Here is a 15,847-nt window from a genome sequence, read left to right as displayed (position 1 = left end):
CCCCTATCTCTTCGCCTATTCCAACGGTAAACCCTATTTCCCCATAGGGGAGGATATGTGTTGGGCCGGGGCCGGTGGTTCCACCGATTTCAACCGTTGGCTGGCCGATCTAAGCGCTCACGGCGGAAACTGGATTCGGCTCTGGATGTTTCATTGGCATCATACCGACATCGAATGGAGCGGCCCACCGCCAGGAAAAGGGGAAGATCGTTTTGTCGGAACGCACGGTTTGGGCTACTACGCGCTCGATAACGCCTGGATGGTGGATAGAATCCTCGATTTGGCCGAGAAGTACCACATCAACGTGATGCTCTGCTTGGGAACCTACGGCGAATTCACCACTGGCGGCTACTTTAATGAAGGCATGTGGGCACAGAACCCCTACAACGCTGCCAACGGAGGGCCTTGCCAGAAACCGGACGACTTCTGGACGAACCCCGTGGCGCAAAAGGCCTATAAGCAGCGTTTGCGTTACCTTGCTGCGCGCTACGGTTGGCGTACAAACCTCTTTGGCTGGGAGTTTTGGAACGAGGCCAACCCACCCGCCAGCTGGGTGCAGGTGATGGGGGACTACTTGAAGGGGATGGGTGCCGATGCCGGGCATCCTGCCGACCCTTATCATCATCTCGTAAGCACCACCTACGGCAACCCGGCCATTTGGCAGCTGCCCGTAGTGGATTTTACGATGACGCATAACTACGGCACCGGCAACATCCCCGATTGGGCGCCGGTGGTACATAGAGACGCTCTTGAAAATCGAAAATACGGTAAACCGCACTTTATGGCCGAGTTCGGCATAGACTGGCGAGCGTCAGATGCAAAATATGACCCCGAAGGGAAAGCGGTGAACCTACACAACGCGTTATGGTCGTCCATCGTCTCTGGCGACGCCGCCACAGCCATGATCTGGTGGTGGGACGACTACATCGCTCCCAAAAACCTCTATCCTGTGTTCGATGCGCCCGCCAAGTTCATTGCTTCGGTGCCATGGCAAGAGGGCATTTGGCAGCCGGCGACGTGCGATCCCCCGAGAACATCAGGGCAAAAGAGCGTGTTTTACGATGCCGTTTTCACGCCGCAACTGGGTTGGGCACGCTCGGCAGAGAACTTTACGCTCACCTCTACAGGGAAGGTAGAGGGCGGAGCGTTGCCGATGTATCTGTTCAGCCCCGGTAAGCCCGACCTGCGCAGCGTTCCCACCTTCCATGTGCATTTCACGAAACCGGGGAAGTTTATTCTTCACATTTACCAAGTCTCGAATTTTGCAAATCTACAGGTGCTCCTCGATGGGAAACCGGTAGCGGAGTTCAACCTTCCGGCAGCCCCACCTAAAAACGGGGAGAAGCCACCCTACAAAGAGACTCAGTTCGAGCCGCAATATAATATCTATTTGGCTACCTACGATAAAGAGTACGCTATGGATGTGCCCGCCGGCGACCACACCATCACCCTAAACGTTACGGATGGCGACTGGATAAGCCTTAACTCCATCACCTTAACCAACTATCTCGATGGGCGTTATGCTCCATTGGACTGCTATGCGCTAACCAACAGCAAAATGGCGCTGCTGTGGGTTCAGAACAAGGCATCTAATTGGCTGAATGTCTACTCCCATCGTCCTATCCATCCCGTAGATGCCACCACAACCGTCCTCCACGGCTTGGCCGATGGCCGCTACCGTGTTGTTTGGTGGGATACCACGACCGGCAAGATAACGGGCACAACGGAAGCTGTTTGCCGAGAGGGCAGGCTCCCTCTGTCACTTCCGCCGATAGCGACCGATCGGGCCGCTCAGATAGTGCCCGTCCCCACCACAGCTCATCGGTAGGAAGTTGCAAGCCCCCGTCCCCAAGGCCGCAGCGTTGCAGCTTGCAAGGCCCTTAGGCCGCTTTTTGCCGATTGGGAAGAAGGTTTTGGGTGCCGATCAGCTTGAAAAACTGGGCTACCACCTCCGGGTCGAAATGGTGCCCCGACTGATCGCAAAGATACTCCAAAACCTTCTCTTCCGGCCACCCTTTGCGATACGGTCTATCGGAACGAAGGGCATCCCATACATCCACGACCGCAAAAATGCGGGCGGCCAACGGTATCTCCTCTCCGCGAAGCCCACGAGGGTATCCGCTGCCATCCCATCGCTCATGATGACAGTAGGGGATATCCAAAGCCGGACGCAAGAACGGGATGGAGGAGAGCATCTCGTAGGCATACTCCGGGTGACGCCGCATGATCGCCCACTCCTCTTCCGTCAGCGGGCCAGCCTTATGGAGAATGCTATCCGGAATGCCTATCTTCCCGATATCATGCAGCAAAGCCCCCCAACGAATATAAAGGAGCTGACGGTCGGAAAAGCCCATCTGCTCGGCCAAGCGCACCGACAGCTCCGTTACACGTTGGCTATGCCCTTCCGTCTCCTTATCGCGCAGATCGAGGATGCGCGACCATCCCTCAATGGTCGCGCTGTAGACCCGTTCAAGATGCCGATAGAGCCGCTGCTTAAGCCGCTCCGAGGGAAAATAGGCTGCCGATTCCGAAACCTGAAGCATCTCGGCAACCCCCTCCTCCAACGCCATCGCCGCGTAATGGGTCACCCGATTGCGGCCGAGACGTTTCGAGTTGTAGAGCGCTTGGTCGGCCTCCTCAATCAGCTCGTTAACATCCTGTACCTCGTCGCATAGGGTAGCCACCCCAAAACTCGCCGTTATAGGGCGTAGGAGCCACGGATGTCGCTCTATGGCCTGCCTCAAGCGCTCCGCTACGGATACAGCGGCTTCTTGATCGGTTTGGGGAAGAATCACCATGAACTCTTCGCCTCCATAGCGGCCTAGAACATGGCCAGGTCGGAGCTGGGCTTGCATAATAGGGGCTAGCTTTTGGAGCACGAGGTCGCCTTCTGGATGACCGAAGGCGTCGTTATAGGCCTTGAAATGATCCACATCCATCATCACCAGGGAGAGCGGTTGTCGGCTACGACGGGCTTGTAGGAACAGTTCGTCGAGTCGCTCCCTCAAATACCGCACGTTACTTACTCCGGTGAGGCAGTCGGTAGTGGCCAGTTTTTCGAGCCTCCTGCTTTGAAAGCGCAGCTCTATTTGACTCATCACCTGTCGGGCCAGCGCCAGGAGGGCCTCCTTTTGGGATTTGCGTAACTTTCGCGGCACGGTGTCTATAACGCAAAGCGTTCCCAACGCATAGCCATCGGAGGTAATAAGAGGAGCGCCGGCATAAAAACGAATATAGGGCGGGCCACTAACGAGAGGGTTTTGCCGAAAGCGTGGGTCTTTCCGAGCATCCGATACCACCAGGAGGCCACCGGAGAGAATGGTGTAGTTGCAAAAGGCCAGCTCCCGCGGCGTCTCCTGCACTTCCACACCGAAATGTGCCTTGAACCACTGACGATCCCGATCCACCAGACTAATGAGACTAACGGGCGTTTTACAAATCTGGGCGGCAAGCACAACAAGGTCGTTAAACGCCTGTTCGGGCAAGGTGTCGAGCAACGAATAGCGATAAAGCGCACAAAGTCGTTCCTCTTCGTTCCGAGGCACAGGAACCGATGCTGCCATCTCCGTATATCTCCATCAAAAAAGTTGGTCACAGAGCAGCAAGGCCACAAAAAAACAACGATGCGGCGCGGCATCGGGTCAATGGGGTTATTTTTGGCAAGCAGGGAGAAAGACTTTAGATGGGGCGGACAAACACCGTAATTCTGCAGAAAGCGCGCCCGGAGAGACTTGAACTCCCGACCTACAGGTCCGCAACCTGTCGCTCTATCCGCTGAGCTACGGGCGCACAAAAGCCAATCAAGCGTTAGTAGTATACTGGGTGTGCGGCAAAAAAGTCAAGCGACCTGCGCTTGACTGCCAACGGGCAGTCGAACCGTTGGGTTGTCAGCCGCCACCCCTCAAGAGCGACGCCCTTCCCCTCAAAAAGCCGGTGGGCATTGAAACTCAAGATTTCTCGCCTTCGGCTCGAAATGACAGGGGTGTATCTCGCCTTCGGCTCGAAATGACAGGTGTTTATCTCGTCTGCGGCTCGAAATGACAGTTGTATCGCCGGCTCTTCAAGCCCCCACCCCCCCGCCCCTCAAGGCCGATACAGGGGTCCCCAGAAAATCGCAAGATTTTCTGGGGCAGGGCGCCCTTCCCCTCCCCCTATCAGGGAGAGGGGAGACCACTAAGCCCATTCGCGGTTTCCTTTGGTAGGCTGTCTTTTAGAAACTAAACGCACTAGTCCCCTTTCTCCCTAATAGGGGGAAAGGCCGGGATAGGGGGCGAACAAGACAGGCTTACTCCATGAATTGGCTCTAGAAACGCTAGCCTCAACTGCCTCACCCCTTCCCCTCAAAAAGCCGGTGGGCATTGAAACTCAAGATTTCTCGCCTTCGGCTCGAAATGACAGGTGTTGATCTTGCCCGCGGCTCGATAGACAGCAAACCGAACGATGCCCTGGAACGTATTTAGCAAGGGAGCCGTTGCAACGCCTCGAGAATAACAACGCCTGCTTATAATAAAGCGGGTTTTAGAACGAAAAATCACATTAAAATGGTTGACAAGTATCTACCTATAATAGTATACTTGTTTTATCCTAGGGCGCTCCGCCCCATGATGGAAGGAGACAGCGTTTCTTATGAGCTTGCCGGCGTCTGCATTACCGATTTGGGCCGAGAATAGCCCCGTTCAACCTCAGCCGTTACCGAAATCTCCCGCCCCGCGGCGGCCAAAACTCCATCGCCCGCTTCGCCTCCTTGTGTTCGGCTTCACCCTGCTTGTGGCCATAGAAGCAGGCGTTGTGCTCGACCAGAAGCTCTTTCAACCGCACCCCTCCGCCTTGCCCCTCTCCGTGCCTTCCACAGGCCCAAACGCCTCCGTTCGCCTCTGCACCGCGGAGGCCAAACGCCAGGAGGGGTTCGTGTCGGTGAAGGGGAGCCTTCAAAACCTATCCTCGCGCCCCCTTCGCCATGTGCAGGCCGTTGTGGAACTGTTGAACTCCAAAGGGCTGCCGCTCGACGTCGAAACGGCCCCCATTGTTCTCGACCCCGTTCTGCCCCACCAAAACGCGCCCTTCCATATCGTCGTTGAGGACTCGCCTCAAGCCACCTCCTGCCGCATCCGCTTCCGCACCCTGCTGGGCCCTATGCTCGACTGAACGCCCAACCACGGCTTCTCTCCCCCGTCTGCAAGGGCTACCAGCCCACGGGCACTTGACATACCGCCATGTCGGCGTGTATAATCGCCTAAACATCTGACGATCTGATGATTGGAGCCGCAACATCGAACCCGTACAACGCCAACAGCTGGTAGAACAGGTCATTCAACGCCTTCGTGAAGGCATCGCCAACGGCGAGTACCCGGTGGGAAGTCGTCTGCCCACCGAACCGGAGCTTATGCACGTCCTTCAGGTGGGACGCTCGACCGTGCGAGAGGCCATTCGCGCCCTCGCTCACTCCGGTCTGCTTCAAGTAAAGCAAGGACAAGGCACCTTTGTTTGTGCCCTACCTCACGAACAGGAGACTCTCGCCGAGCGCCTTCGACGCGCCCATATCGTGGAGGTCTACGAGGTACGGCGCGCACTAGAGCCGGAAAGCGCCCGTTTGGCTGCCCTCCGGCGTAATGAAACCCACCTTCAGCGCCTCACCAGCCTCCTGGCCGAGCGGGAGAGCTGTCGGCTTCGTAACGATACTCAAGGCCTGCTGGAAGCCGACATCGCGTTTCATATCACCATCGCGGAGGCGGCCGGAAACGGGGTTTTCGTAGACCTCGTTCGCTCCTTTCTGAGTGTCCATCGCGAGGCACTTTGCGATGTTATCGCTCTCTCCGGTACCACGGAACAGCAAGCCCGGCTGCACGAGCAGCTCGCCAACGCCATCGCCCTGCAGGATGGCAAAGCAGCCTATAGGCTCTCCGTACAACTGCTCGATTCCATTCTTCAGGCGCACCAACAGCAGAAACCCTTTGGTGAGGAGATAGCCCTATGAGCCGGGAGGAAGAGAGGGCTGAAGGGGAGGGCGCCCTACCCCAGAAAATCGCAAGATTTTCTGAAGACCCCAATACTGGCCTTGAGGGGGAGGGCGTCGGCCTTGAGGGGGAGGGCGTCGGCCTTGAGCGCAGTACCGTCGGCCCTGAAGCCGGCAGCACGCAGCCGCAGATAAGCGATATCTATCTGGTAGGGCTACGCACCGACGGGCGCAGCGAAGTGCCCAATTTCTACACCTTCCTGCTGGAACAAAACCAGGAGCTGAGGCCCTTGTTGTTGGAAGATCAGGTCATCCTGTTCACCCACCTTGAGCTGGCCCCGCAGGCCTTTGCGTTGGCCGGGATACCGGTGCAGTTTCGTCGCCCTCCCTCCTTGGAAAACGTCTATCTGATTGATGCCGCGCGCACACTCCATCTGTTGGCCTATCATGATGAAGACAACGAGCAGGTCATCGCCAACTTCTTAGACTGGTGCGCCCGCACCCTTACCGCGCTTGGCATCCCGCTGCCCCCTGCGTTCGATGTGTTGGCCGACCTAGGCAAACATGTTGACCAGCATGGCGTCTATGGAGATTTTCTCAGCAAAGAGCCTTACCGTCGTGAGCGCGCCATAGATGGCGTTCGGTGGTGCCTAGGTACCATTGTCTCTTTGGCGCGAATTTTAACAAAGGAATAGCCCCATGGCCCATAAAAACCCATGGCTTCCGACCCGTTCGGCAAAAGAGCAGTTCAATCGCCAAGCGACCCACTACGATGCCCGCTGGAACAGCTGGAGTGCGGAGACACTGGCCGCTCTTGTGCGCCTTGCCGAGCTGCAGCCGCACCATACCGTTCTCGATGCGGCCACAGGCACCGGCTTTACCGCCCTGGCCGTCGCGCCCTCTGTTCAATACGTCGTCGGTGTTGACGTTTCGGAAGCCATGCTAGAACAAGCGGCCCGCCAAGCCCATGAGAGAGGGCTAACCAACTTGGAGTTCCTCTTGGCCTCTGTCGAACAACTGCCCCTGCCCAATGACCGTTTCGACCGGGTTACCTGCCGCCTGGCGGCACATCATTTCCCCTCGGTGCCGACCTTTTTGCAGGAAGCCTACCGCGTGCTGAAGCGCCAGGGCATCTTGCTTATTGCGGATACGGTGGCCCCGGCAGACACGGCCGCGGCGGAGTGGTTTCAGCAGGTGGAAACCCTGCGCGACCCCTCCCACGTCCGTAACTATACGGAGGCGGAGTGGCGGCAGATGCTCCACCAAGCCGGCTTCTATATGGAGGTCTGCGAGGTGAAGACAGAGGCGATTCCCCTGCGTTTTTCGGAATGGGTCCATAAGGCCGGCTGCTCTGCGGATCAGATAGCGCAACTGCGGCCTCTGTTTGAAAGCGGCCTGCCCCATCGGGCAAAACAGTGTTTTGCCATAACCGCAACGCCAGAAGGAGATATTACCTTTGCCTGGCCGCGCGTTCTGCTCCGTGCTCAAAAACGCAACGGAGCGCCTATCTTTTCATCCTAAAGAAAGTGAGGTGAGCGCCTTGCCAAAAACGATGTTTGAAAAAATCTGGGAGGCTCATGTGGTACGAGAGGCAGAGGGCGAGCCGACGCTGCTCTATATTGACCTGCATCTCGTACATGAAGTGACCTCTCCACAGGCCTTCGAAGGCCTGCGATTGGCCGGACGTAAGGTGCGCCGCCCCGATCTCACGGTGGCGACAATGGACCATAACGTGCCGACAACCGATCGCAACCTCCCTGTGGCCGACCCCATCTCCCGCGCCCAAATGGAGACTTTGGAGCGGAACTGCAAGGAGTTCGGCATTACCCTCTACGGCATTCACAGTCGCCGTCAAGGCATTGTTCACGTGATCGGGCCGGAGCTTGGCCTTACGCAACCAGGCATGACCATTGTGTGCGGCGACAGCCACACCAGCACCCACGGCGCCTTTGGCGCCCTCGCCTTCGGCATCGGCACCAGCGAGGTGGAACATGTGCTGGCCACGCAGTGCCTACCGCAGAAACGCCCTAAGACCATGGAGATTCGCGTAGATGGCACCCTCGGCCGTGGCGTTACCGCCAAAGACGTGATCCTGGCCATCATCGGCAAAATCGGTACGGATGGGGCAACCGGCTATGCCGTGGAATACCGAGGCGACGTCATTCAAGCGCTCTCTATGGAGGGGCGCATGACCATCTGCAATATGTCCATCGAGGCCGGAGCGCGTGCCGGCATGATCGCTCCTGACGACAAAACGTTCGCCTGGCTTGAAGGGCGCCCCTTTGCCCCTAAGGGCGCGGAATGGGAGCAGGCCCTCGCGTGGTGGCAAAGCCTGCCCACCGACGCCGACGCCGTTTTTGATGCCACCGTCTGTCTGCAGGGCGAACAGATTGAACCCTATGTAAGCTGGGGCACCAGCCCAGAGATGGTGGTGCCCGTGTCGGGCTGCGTTCCCGACCCCGATCAGTTCTCCGATGAAGGAAAGCGACGGGCGGCCGTGCGTGCCCTAGAGTACATGGGCCTCAAACCCGGCACCCCTATCCAAGAGATTCCGCTCGACCGCGTGTTCATCGGCTCCTGTACCAACGGGCGGCTTGCCGACCTTCGAGCTGCCGCCGAAATTGTGCGCGGCAAACGAGTCCACCCGCGCGTGCGGGCGATGGTCGTGCCCGGCTCGACCGGCGTGAAACTGCAGGCCGAGGCGGAAGGACTGGATCGAATCTTTAAAGAGGCCGGCTTTGAGTGGCGCGAGGCCGGGTGCTCCATGTGTTTGGGAATGAACCCCGATATCCTCCAGCCCGGCGAACGCTGCGCCTCCACCTCCAACCGCAACTTTGAAGGGCGCCAAGGCAAGGGAGGGCGCACGCACCTGGTTAGCCCTGCAATGGCCGCTGCGGCTGCCATTGCCGGCCATTTCGTTGATGTAAGAGAATGGGAGTAGAAAACGATGCAACCTTTTCGTAAAGTAACGGGAGTCGTCGCGCCGTTGAATCGGCTGAACGTAGATACCGACCAGATTATCCCGAAGCAGTTCCTCAAACGCATCGAGCGAACGGGCTTTGGGCAGTTTCTGTTTTATGATTGGCGCTATCTGCCCGACGGGAAGACGCCCGACCCGCACTTTATTCTTAACGCGCCGGCCTATCAAGGTGCCACCATTCTGGTAACCGGAAGGAACTTCGGATGCGGCTCCTCTCGGGAGCATGCACCATGGGCGCTTATGGACTACGGGTTTCGGGCCATTATCGCGCCCTCCTTTGCCGACATCTTCTACAACAACTGCTTTCAGAATGGCCTTTTGCCCGTGCGCCTTCCCGAAGACATAGTTAACCAACTTTTGCGCACCGCCGAAGAGCGTCCGGGCTATCGGCTAACGGTAGACCTCGAAACCCAAACGGTTTCCGATGAGGAGGGACTGGTTGTCCCCTTTGAAATAGACCCCTTCCGGCGTCACTGCCTTCTCAACGGGTTGGACGACATCGGGCTTACCCTCCAACACGAAGAGGAGATTGCGGCCTTCGAGAAGCGGCGCCCGCCTTGGCTTCGTGGCGTTGCTGCGGAGGCGGAAGGGCCTGCGCCCAACAACGCATTTTGACCTCCGTGAGGGGAGACGATTGTAGGGGCAACCACACGGGTTGCCCCATTTTTGATGGTTACCCCATCGGGGTTGCCCTATTGTATTTGGCAGGCACAAGGCCTGCCCCTACAGGCGCAGGTTGATTCGATGGGACGATCCTCCCTGTGGGGATTGAAACACAAGATTTCTCGCCTTCGGCTCGAAATGACAGTCGTTTATCTCACCGGCTCTTCAAGGCCAACCCTCCGCCTACCGGCGGAGGGATGGCTAGCTTCCCCCCCGTGTGCGGGGGGATGAGAGGGGGAGACCAGCAAGGTTATCGGCGGTTTCCTTTGGTAGGCTGTCTTTTGGAAACCAATCATGACCGCCCCCTTTCTCCCGAATCGGGGGAAAGGATGGGATAGGGGGCGAGCAAGGCAGGCTTGCTCTACGAAGTAGCTCTAGAACCGAAGCAGTTGGCGGGTTCTCCAGCCCTAGCCCTTACCCCTCAAGGCAGGTAGGGGTTGAAATTCAAGATTTCTCGCCTTCGGCTCGAAATGACAGTTGTGGTATCGGCTCGAAATGACATGTGTTCACCTCGCCTTCAGCTCGACCTTCAGCTCGAAATGACAGTTGTTTATCTCGTCTGCGGCACGAAAGGACAGTTGTATCGCCGGCTCTTCAAGCCCCCCGCCCCTCAAGGCCGATATAGGGGGCCCCAGAAAATCGAAAGATTTTCTGGGGTAGGGCGCCCTTCCCCTCCCCCAATTTGGGAGAGGGGCACCTCGCGGTGGGCGTCCTCGCGGACGGCGCCTTTGCGGCCTGTGTCGTTCCCTTAATCGCCTATCTCTCTGGCCGCTGCATCGCCGTGCGCTAGCACCTCCCGAATCGGGGGAAAGGATGGGATAGGGGGCGAGCAAGGCAGGCTTGCTCTACGAAGTAGCTCTAGAACCGAAGCAATTGGCGGGTTCTCCAGCCCTAGCCCTTACCCCTCAAGGCAGGTAGGGGTTGAAATTCAAGATTTCTCGCCTTCGGCTCGAAATGACAGTTGTGGTATCGGCTCGAAATGACAGTTGTTTATCTCGTCTGCGGCTCGAAATGACAGACGCATTACCGGCTCTGCAAGGCCAACCCTCTCGCCTTCAATGGAAATGAAAGGAGAAGACCTCTCAGCTTCGCTTCGAGGTGACATGGAGTGCCACGCCCTCGCCCCCATGTCAAGGCGGGCTGTGAAAGCCGTTCTGTATCACTCCCTTTCAAGGTCTGCGGGAGTAAGCTCTTCGGCAAGGCAGAGACGCAGGAGGTTCGGCTGCTCGGTATCTCTGCTGCCGGCGCCATAGCCCACTTTCAGCAGGCGCAGGGGCGGGAATCCGAGCACGTGCCCTTGGGCATCCCGTTCCACGAACTCCGCCAAAATGGCGGCACCGGTGGGGGTGATAAGCTCCTCGCTGCGCGAGTCGAAACGAAGGGTAAAACCGCTTAGCAGTTCCAGGGTGGCCGGGGCCGGTACGGGCATCTGGCCGTGGGCACACTCCACCCAGCCGCTGCTGAAGGGCAGGGGAGAGCAGTAGACTCTCTCCACGCCCAGCATCTCTAACCCAATACAGGCGCCCACAATATCCACAATGGCATCCACGGCACCCACCTCATGGAAATGGATGGCCTCCGGCGTGGTGGCATGGATTTTGGCCTCCGCGTTGGCCAGACGGGTAAAAACCGCCAGGGCGCGTTTGCGAACGTTCTCAGGCAGCTGGCTTCGTTCCAGAATTTCGGCAATGTCGGAAAGATGGCGCCCGTGGCCGGTATCGGCCTCATGCAGCCTCACCTCCACACGAACGGCGGAGATGCCCTGTTTCTTTACGGGGGTGATGGCGATGTCGTAGCCGGGCACTTGCAGTTGGTCTAAGGCGGCACGCCATGCTTGCGGGTCTACCCCCACATCGAAGAGGGCACCTAGAATCATGTCCCCACTAATGCCGCTAAAGCAATCGAAACAGGCGATACGCACGGCCTTTTCTCGTTCCTTTCCAAGTCGAATTTTAAGTGCCACCTCTAGAGGGCGGAAACCTCCTCTTGCCGATACCGCAGCAGATACTCCATCGCGCGGCGGCCATCCTCTCCTGGGTCGTAGGAGTAGTCGTTCACATAGAGCCGGATATGGGCGGCGATGACCTCCTCTTGAAGGTCTTGGGCGTGCTGTTTGCAGAGGGCGAATATCTCCTCGTAGTGCGCGTAGGCGTAGCGCAGGCTGGCCCGGAGAAGGTCTGTGAGAACGCCCTGAAGCTGCAGGTCGCGGCGCGCCACAATAACCCCCAAGGGAATGGGGTTGCCGGTCTGCTCTTCCCAGTAGGTTCCTAGGTCTTGGATGAGATGGAGGCCATCTTGCACGTAGATGAAGCGCTTTTCATGGATCACCACGCCTTGGGTAGCCTCTCCACGACACAAGGAGTTATAGAGCGCATCGAAAGGCCGGTAGGCTTTCCGCAAAGGGCGCTTCGCATAGAAATCGAGCAGCAGGTTAGCCGTTGTAAACGGCCCCGGCACCAGCGTTTCCCGCTCTGGAGACCACACGCCGTCGGTCGAAAGCAGAAGGGGCCCCACTCCCCGCCCAAGCGCTCCACCGGCAGGCAGCATTTCGTAGGTTTGTTGGCAAAACGGGTAGGCGGCACAGCTGATCTTCACCATATCGAACGCGGCCTGCTGCGCGGCCTGATTAAGGGTTTCCACGTCTTGCAGGTCGAAGTGAAACGTAAGGCCCCCTGTAGGGATTTTGCCGAGCATCAGCGCTCCAAAGATGAAGACGTCGTTAGGGCAGGGAGAGATGCCGACCGAGAGCACCTTTTGCGAGGCGGTAAGCATGGTTAGACGGAACTAGTCTTCTTTGGGGCGCACTTTGTGGCAGAAGCCGGTGTCGTCGTGGCTGCCATCGCAGAAGGGTTTATCGTTGGAGTGACCACAGCGGCAGAGGTAGAGAGTCTCTTCGGAGTCGTAGGTGGCGATCACCTTACCGAACTCGTTGTAGACGGTAACGGGGCCTTGAATTTCGATGGGGCCATCATCAAAAACGGTCACTTTCACCGGTTCAGGCTCAGGCATTTCGGTTTGTACCTCCATAAAGATGTCTGCTCTATTTTACCGTGTGCGGCGCAAAAAGCGCGATACTGCATGGGCCGTTGTTCAAACCCTGCCGGAATAGGCCGGTAGAGATAGGGCAGGCACGCGGGTTGATTCGTTGGGACGATTCTCCCTGTGGGGGTTGAAACTCAAGATTTCTCGCCTTCGGCTCGAAATGACATGTGTTCACCTCACCTTCAGCTCGAAATGACACGTGTTCACTCACCTTCGGCTCGAAATGACACGTGTTCACTCACCTTCAGCTCGAAATGACAGTTGTCTATCTCTCCGGCTCTTCAAGGCCAACCCTCTCGCCTTCAGTGGAAATGACATGGGTGCCGATCTGATTCGCTTCGAGGTGAAAGACAGTCCTTATGGCCGACGCCGGGGACCCAGAAAATCGGTGGCTTTGCCCCAACGCCGAGTTTCACGACATCGCCTTGTTGGAATATTTCACCGTATGGTGCCTCATCAAAATGGGCAACCCTGCGCTTGCGCTCGCCTTCGGTGGGCTTCAAGGCCCTCTATCGCAAAAGAAAACGGCTCTAGGTCGGCTTCCCTGTTGTGGGTTGGGCAGCGGAACGGTGCTCGTTCATCGCTAACGTATAGACCTGAACGATCTTTGGTAAGATAATTGACCAGTCAAAATTCTGCCTCACATACTCTTGGCACTCTAATGCGGGAGGGTAGGGAATCTGCCCGGATAGCACGGCGCGAAGTCGTTCGGTAAGCGCCTCCTCGGTGGCCGCTTCGGTAACCCACTCCGGTCGGAAGGGGCGGATAACCTCTGGCAGGCCGCCAATGGGAGTCACGAGTGCCGGGGTGCCTGCGGCCAGCGATTCGATGGTAATTAACCCGAAGCCTTCTAAGGCTACGGTGGGCACAATGGTAAAATCCGCGGCGCAGTAGGCTATTGGAAGCTGTTCATCGGGCAGAAAACCTATCAGACGCACCTGATTTTGGAGGCCTAGCTGTTGAATGAGGGTTTCCAACACTGGGGAGAGCGGCCCTTTGCCTGCAATGAGCACCAAAAACTCAGGAAACGATTCCTTCAATCGAGCAAGGGAGTGCAAAAGCAGTTCTAGCCCCATACGGCGTCGCAGTCGTCTGACAACGAGCGCAACGGGACGTTCCAGAGGCCAGCCGAGTTGACGGCGTGCTGCTTGTTTATCTCTGGGAAGATCGGCATAACGTTCTACCTCAATGCCTCCTGGCACAATATGTATGCGGTCTCTAGGAATGCTATACTCTTGCGCAAGCACCTCCTGGAACGCTTTCGAGAGCACAATAAAATGTTGCGCCTTTTGATAGACTCGTTTTTCCAAGCTCTTTTTTAGGCGTGTAGCCATATCCCGCTCTTTCTCCGCCGATCCTTCCATCGCCCATGGGCCGTGAAAGTGAAAGACAAGAGGTTTTCCTCTTAACGCATCGAGTGCAGGGAACGTATAGAGGGCAAAGTGCGCGGCGATGAGATTGGGCTGAAACGTTCGGAGCGTTTCGCGAATGGCTTTGCGGGCCGCCCAAAGCCTTTGGGGTAAGGCGGTGTTGGCGGAGGCGAAGGCGCGAATCGCTCCTCGGCTCTGTTCGGCTACGAGCGGAGAACCGGCAACCAATCCATGAAGGGCAACCTCAGGAAGGTTTTGAAGACGGTTGCAGACTTCATAATAGACGCGATCGAGTCCGCCCGGCTGTTCCGGGAACCACCCCATACCGATTTGGAGAATGCGCAACGGCTTCGTTGATAAAGAGGTCATGCCCTGTTCCGGTGAAATGTTGCTGCTTAGAAGCGATACCTTTCTCTCTGAGAACGCTGCCTACGCTATCCGAAGTTGGGAGAAACTCAAACTTGGTTCCAGTCTGCCAGAAGCTCTTCTGGCGAGACGGTGGCCACGCCCACCTTGCGCACCGCGCAGGCCCCGGCGTGGTTTGCGATACAGGCCGCCTCGAGAGGAGTTGCCTTGCTAAGGAGGGCCAGAGCCAACGCACTGATAGTGGTGTCGCCTGCACCGGCAACGTCGTAGACCTCAATGGGGTGTGCCGGAACATGGCGATGTTCCCCATCTTGGCACCAATAGGCGAGGCCTCGAGGGCCGAGGGTGGTAACCAGCATTTCCACCTGGAGGCGTTCTCGTAAAGCGGCCCCATACTCCACAAACGCTTTCCCGTGAGAGGGCATAGGCCCTGCAAGCTCTTCGGCTTCCGACTGATTCAGAGAAAGAACCGTTGCCCCGCAAAACCATGTTGCCGACGCAGGCTTTGGGTTTGTGATCACCGGAATCGCCTTCTGTTGTGCCCGTGCAATGAGGGTCGCCACCGTCTCTTTCGTCAAAGTTCCCTTGCGATAATCGGAGATGATCACGGCATCTACGTTATGAAGAGCCTCTTGCACCCCCTGCACCAACTTCATTTGGAGATAAGCTGGTGCCTCATGGGTACGTTCGCGATCCACTCTTAAAACCTGTTGATGCTGCGCAATGATACGGGTTTTGCGCGTTGTGGGACGGGACGGATCGCAGAAGACAGCGTGCGTACGGATGCCGATCTGTTCAATGATGGAACAGAGATTGCGACCGATCTCGTCCTCGCCCACGAAACCGGCCAAAAAGACCTTGGCACCGAGTGCGCATAGGTTATGGGCCACATTAGCCGCGCCACCGGGTTTCAGCTCCTCGTTCTGCACCTCGACGATCATCACCGGGCTTTCTGGGGATATTCTGCGGACGATGCCCCGTAGATACTCGTCGGCCATAATGTCGCCTACGACCAGGACGGCTTGGGAGGCAAAGTTATGAACAAGGTATTCGTAGCGCTCTTTTGAAAGCAGGTTCTCTCCTAACACGGTATAAAAATACCTTATTTTAGGGGGGCGGATATACTTTCCTGTCGTTTTGAGAGAGGAGCATCTGGCGGTAAGCGTCCTGGCGGACGGCGCCCTTCCCCTCAGAACCGGTGGGGATTGAAACTCAAGATTTCTCGCCTTCGGCTCGAAATGACAGTTGTGGCATCGGCTCGAAATGACAGTTGTTTATCTCGCCTTCGGCTCGAAAGGACAGTCGTATCGCTGGCTCTTCAAGCCTCTCCCCAACCCTCAAGGCCGACAAGGGATCCCCAGAAAATCGCAAGATTTTCTGGGGCAGGGCGCCCTTCCCCTCCCCCTACAGGGGGAGGGAGGGCAAGCTTCCCCCGCATGCGGGGGGATGAGAGGGGGGCTTTGAAGTGGCCAT

The 15,847-nt window shown here is 57.4% G+C and carries 13 protein-coding genes, 1 tRNA gene and 1 pseudogene; 8 read left to right on the top strand and 7 right to left on the bottom strand.

What is annotated here, in order from left to right; translation table 11 throughout:
- A pseudogene (locus VKV18_RS12220) lies at positions 1-1,828 on the top strand (hypothetical protein); the annotation flags it as partial.
- Between the two features lie 52 nt (positions 1,829-1,880).
- Here the strand turns inward: VKV18_RS12220 and VKV18_RS12215 are convergent.
- Positions 1,881-3,563 (bottom strand): diguanylate cyclase, encoded by a 1,683-nt coding sequence (locus VKV18_RS12215; protein ID WP_324204480.1) that lies wholly within the window; start codon positions 3,561-3,563, stop codon positions 1,881-1,883.
- Positions 3,564-3,716: 153 nt separating this feature from the next.
- Positions 3,717-3,789 (bottom strand) — tRNA-Arg (locus VKV18_RS12210).
- 837 nt (positions 3,790-4,626) lie between these two features.
- Here VKV18_RS12210 and VKV18_RS12205 point away from each other — a divergent pair.
- The 6 genes from VKV18_RS12205 (at position 4,627) to leuD (ending at position 9,548) form a co-directional block, all read left to right on the top strand.
- Positions 4,627-5,145 carry a hypothetical protein gene (locus VKV18_RS12205; protein WP_324204479.1) on the top strand — a complete coding sequence of 173 codons (519 nt, stop codon included), beginning with the start codon at positions 4,627-4,629 and terminating at the stop codon, positions 5,143-5,145.
- Positions 5,146-5,269: 124 nt separating this feature from the next.
- The gene (locus tag VKV18_RS12200; RefSeq protein WP_324204482.1) at positions 5,270-5,974 is read left to right on the top strand and encodes a FadR/GntR family transcriptional regulator; all 705 of its coding nucleotides are present in this window, start codon (positions 5,270-5,272) and stop codon (positions 5,972-5,974) included.
- Positions 5,971-6,648, top strand: a complete 678-nt coding sequence (locus tag VKV18_RS12195) for a hypothetical protein (RefSeq protein ID WP_324204478.1) — start codon at positions 5,971-5,973, stop codon at positions 6,646-6,648. Before VKV18_RS12200 ends, VKV18_RS12195 begins: the two co-directional genes overlap by 4 nt.
- Before the next feature lie 4 nt (positions 6,649-6,652).
- A complete protein-coding gene (locus VKV18_RS12190; RefSeq protein WP_324204477.1) occupies positions 6,653-7,474 on the top strand; it encodes a class I SAM-dependent methyltransferase in 822 nt (273 codons plus the stop codon).
- A gap of 31 nt (positions 7,475-7,505) precedes the next feature.
- Positions 7,506-8,894, top strand: a complete 1,389-nt coding sequence (leuC, locus tag VKV18_RS12185; protein ID WP_345786416.1) for a 3-isopropylmalate dehydratase large subunit — start codon at positions 7,506-7,508, stop codon at positions 8,892-8,894.
- Positions 8,895-8,900: 6 nt separating this feature from the next.
- A complete protein-coding gene (gene leuD / locus VKV18_RS12180; RefSeq protein WP_324204475.1) occupies positions 8,901-9,548 on the top strand; it encodes a 3-isopropylmalate dehydratase small subunit in 648 nt (215 codons plus the stop codon).
- A gap of 1,207 nt (positions 9,549-10,755) precedes the next feature.
- On the opposite strand, the gene larC is transcribed toward leuD, so the two are convergent.
- Genes larC through VKV18_RS12165 form a run of 3 tightly spaced genes read right to left on the bottom strand, consistent with a single transcriptional unit; the run spans position 10,756 to position 12,623 of the window.
- The gene (gene larC, locus VKV18_RS12175; RefSeq protein ID WP_324204474.1) at positions 10,756-11,517 is read right to left on the bottom strand and encodes a nickel pincer cofactor biosynthesis protein LarC; all 762 of its coding nucleotides are present in this window, start codon (positions 11,515-11,517) and stop codon (positions 10,756-10,758) included.
- A 44-nt stretch (positions 11,518-11,561) separates the two neighbouring features.
- Entirely contained in the window at positions 11,562-12,368 is an 807-nt protein-coding gene (locus tag VKV18_RS12170) for a 1,4-dihydroxy-6-naphthoate synthase (RefSeq protein ID WP_324204473.1), read from the bottom strand.
- Between the two features lie 12 nt (positions 12,369-12,380).
- A complete protein-coding gene (locus tag VKV18_RS12165; RefSeq protein ID WP_324204472.1) occupies positions 12,381-12,623 on the bottom strand; it encodes a CDGSH iron-sulfur domain-containing protein in 243 nt (80 codons plus the stop codon).
- Positions 12,624-12,997: 374 nt separating this feature from the next.
- On the opposite strand from VKV18_RS12165, the gene VKV18_RS12160 reads away from it, so the two are divergent.
- Positions 12,998-13,225, top strand: coding sequence for a hypothetical protein (locus VKV18_RS12160; protein ID WP_324204471.1), 228 nt, complete (start codon positions 12,998-13,000; stop codon positions 13,223-13,225).
- Here the strand turns inward: VKV18_RS12160 and VKV18_RS12155 are convergent.
- Positions 13,169-14,377 carry a glycosyltransferase family 4 protein gene (locus VKV18_RS12155; protein WP_324204470.1) on the bottom strand — a complete coding sequence of 403 codons (1,209 nt, stop codon included), beginning with the start codon at positions 14,375-14,377 and terminating at the stop codon, positions 13,169-13,171. The two genes, VKV18_RS12160 and VKV18_RS12155, sit on opposite strands and share 57 nt — an antisense overlap.
- 86 nt (positions 14,378-14,463) lie before the next feature.
- A complete protein-coding gene (locus VKV18_RS12150; protein ID WP_324204469.1) occupies positions 14,464-15,462 on the bottom strand; it encodes a bifunctional ADP-heptose synthase in 999 nt (332 codons plus the stop codon).
- Between the last annotated feature and the right edge of the window lie 385 nt (positions 15,463-15,847).

The organism is Chthonomonas sp. (assembly GCF_035294505.1).
Lineage (GTDB): Bacteria > Armatimonadota > Chthonomonadetes > Chthonomonadales > Chthonomonadaceae > Chthonomonas.
This window is presented reverse-complemented; position numbering and strand designations above follow the sequence as displayed.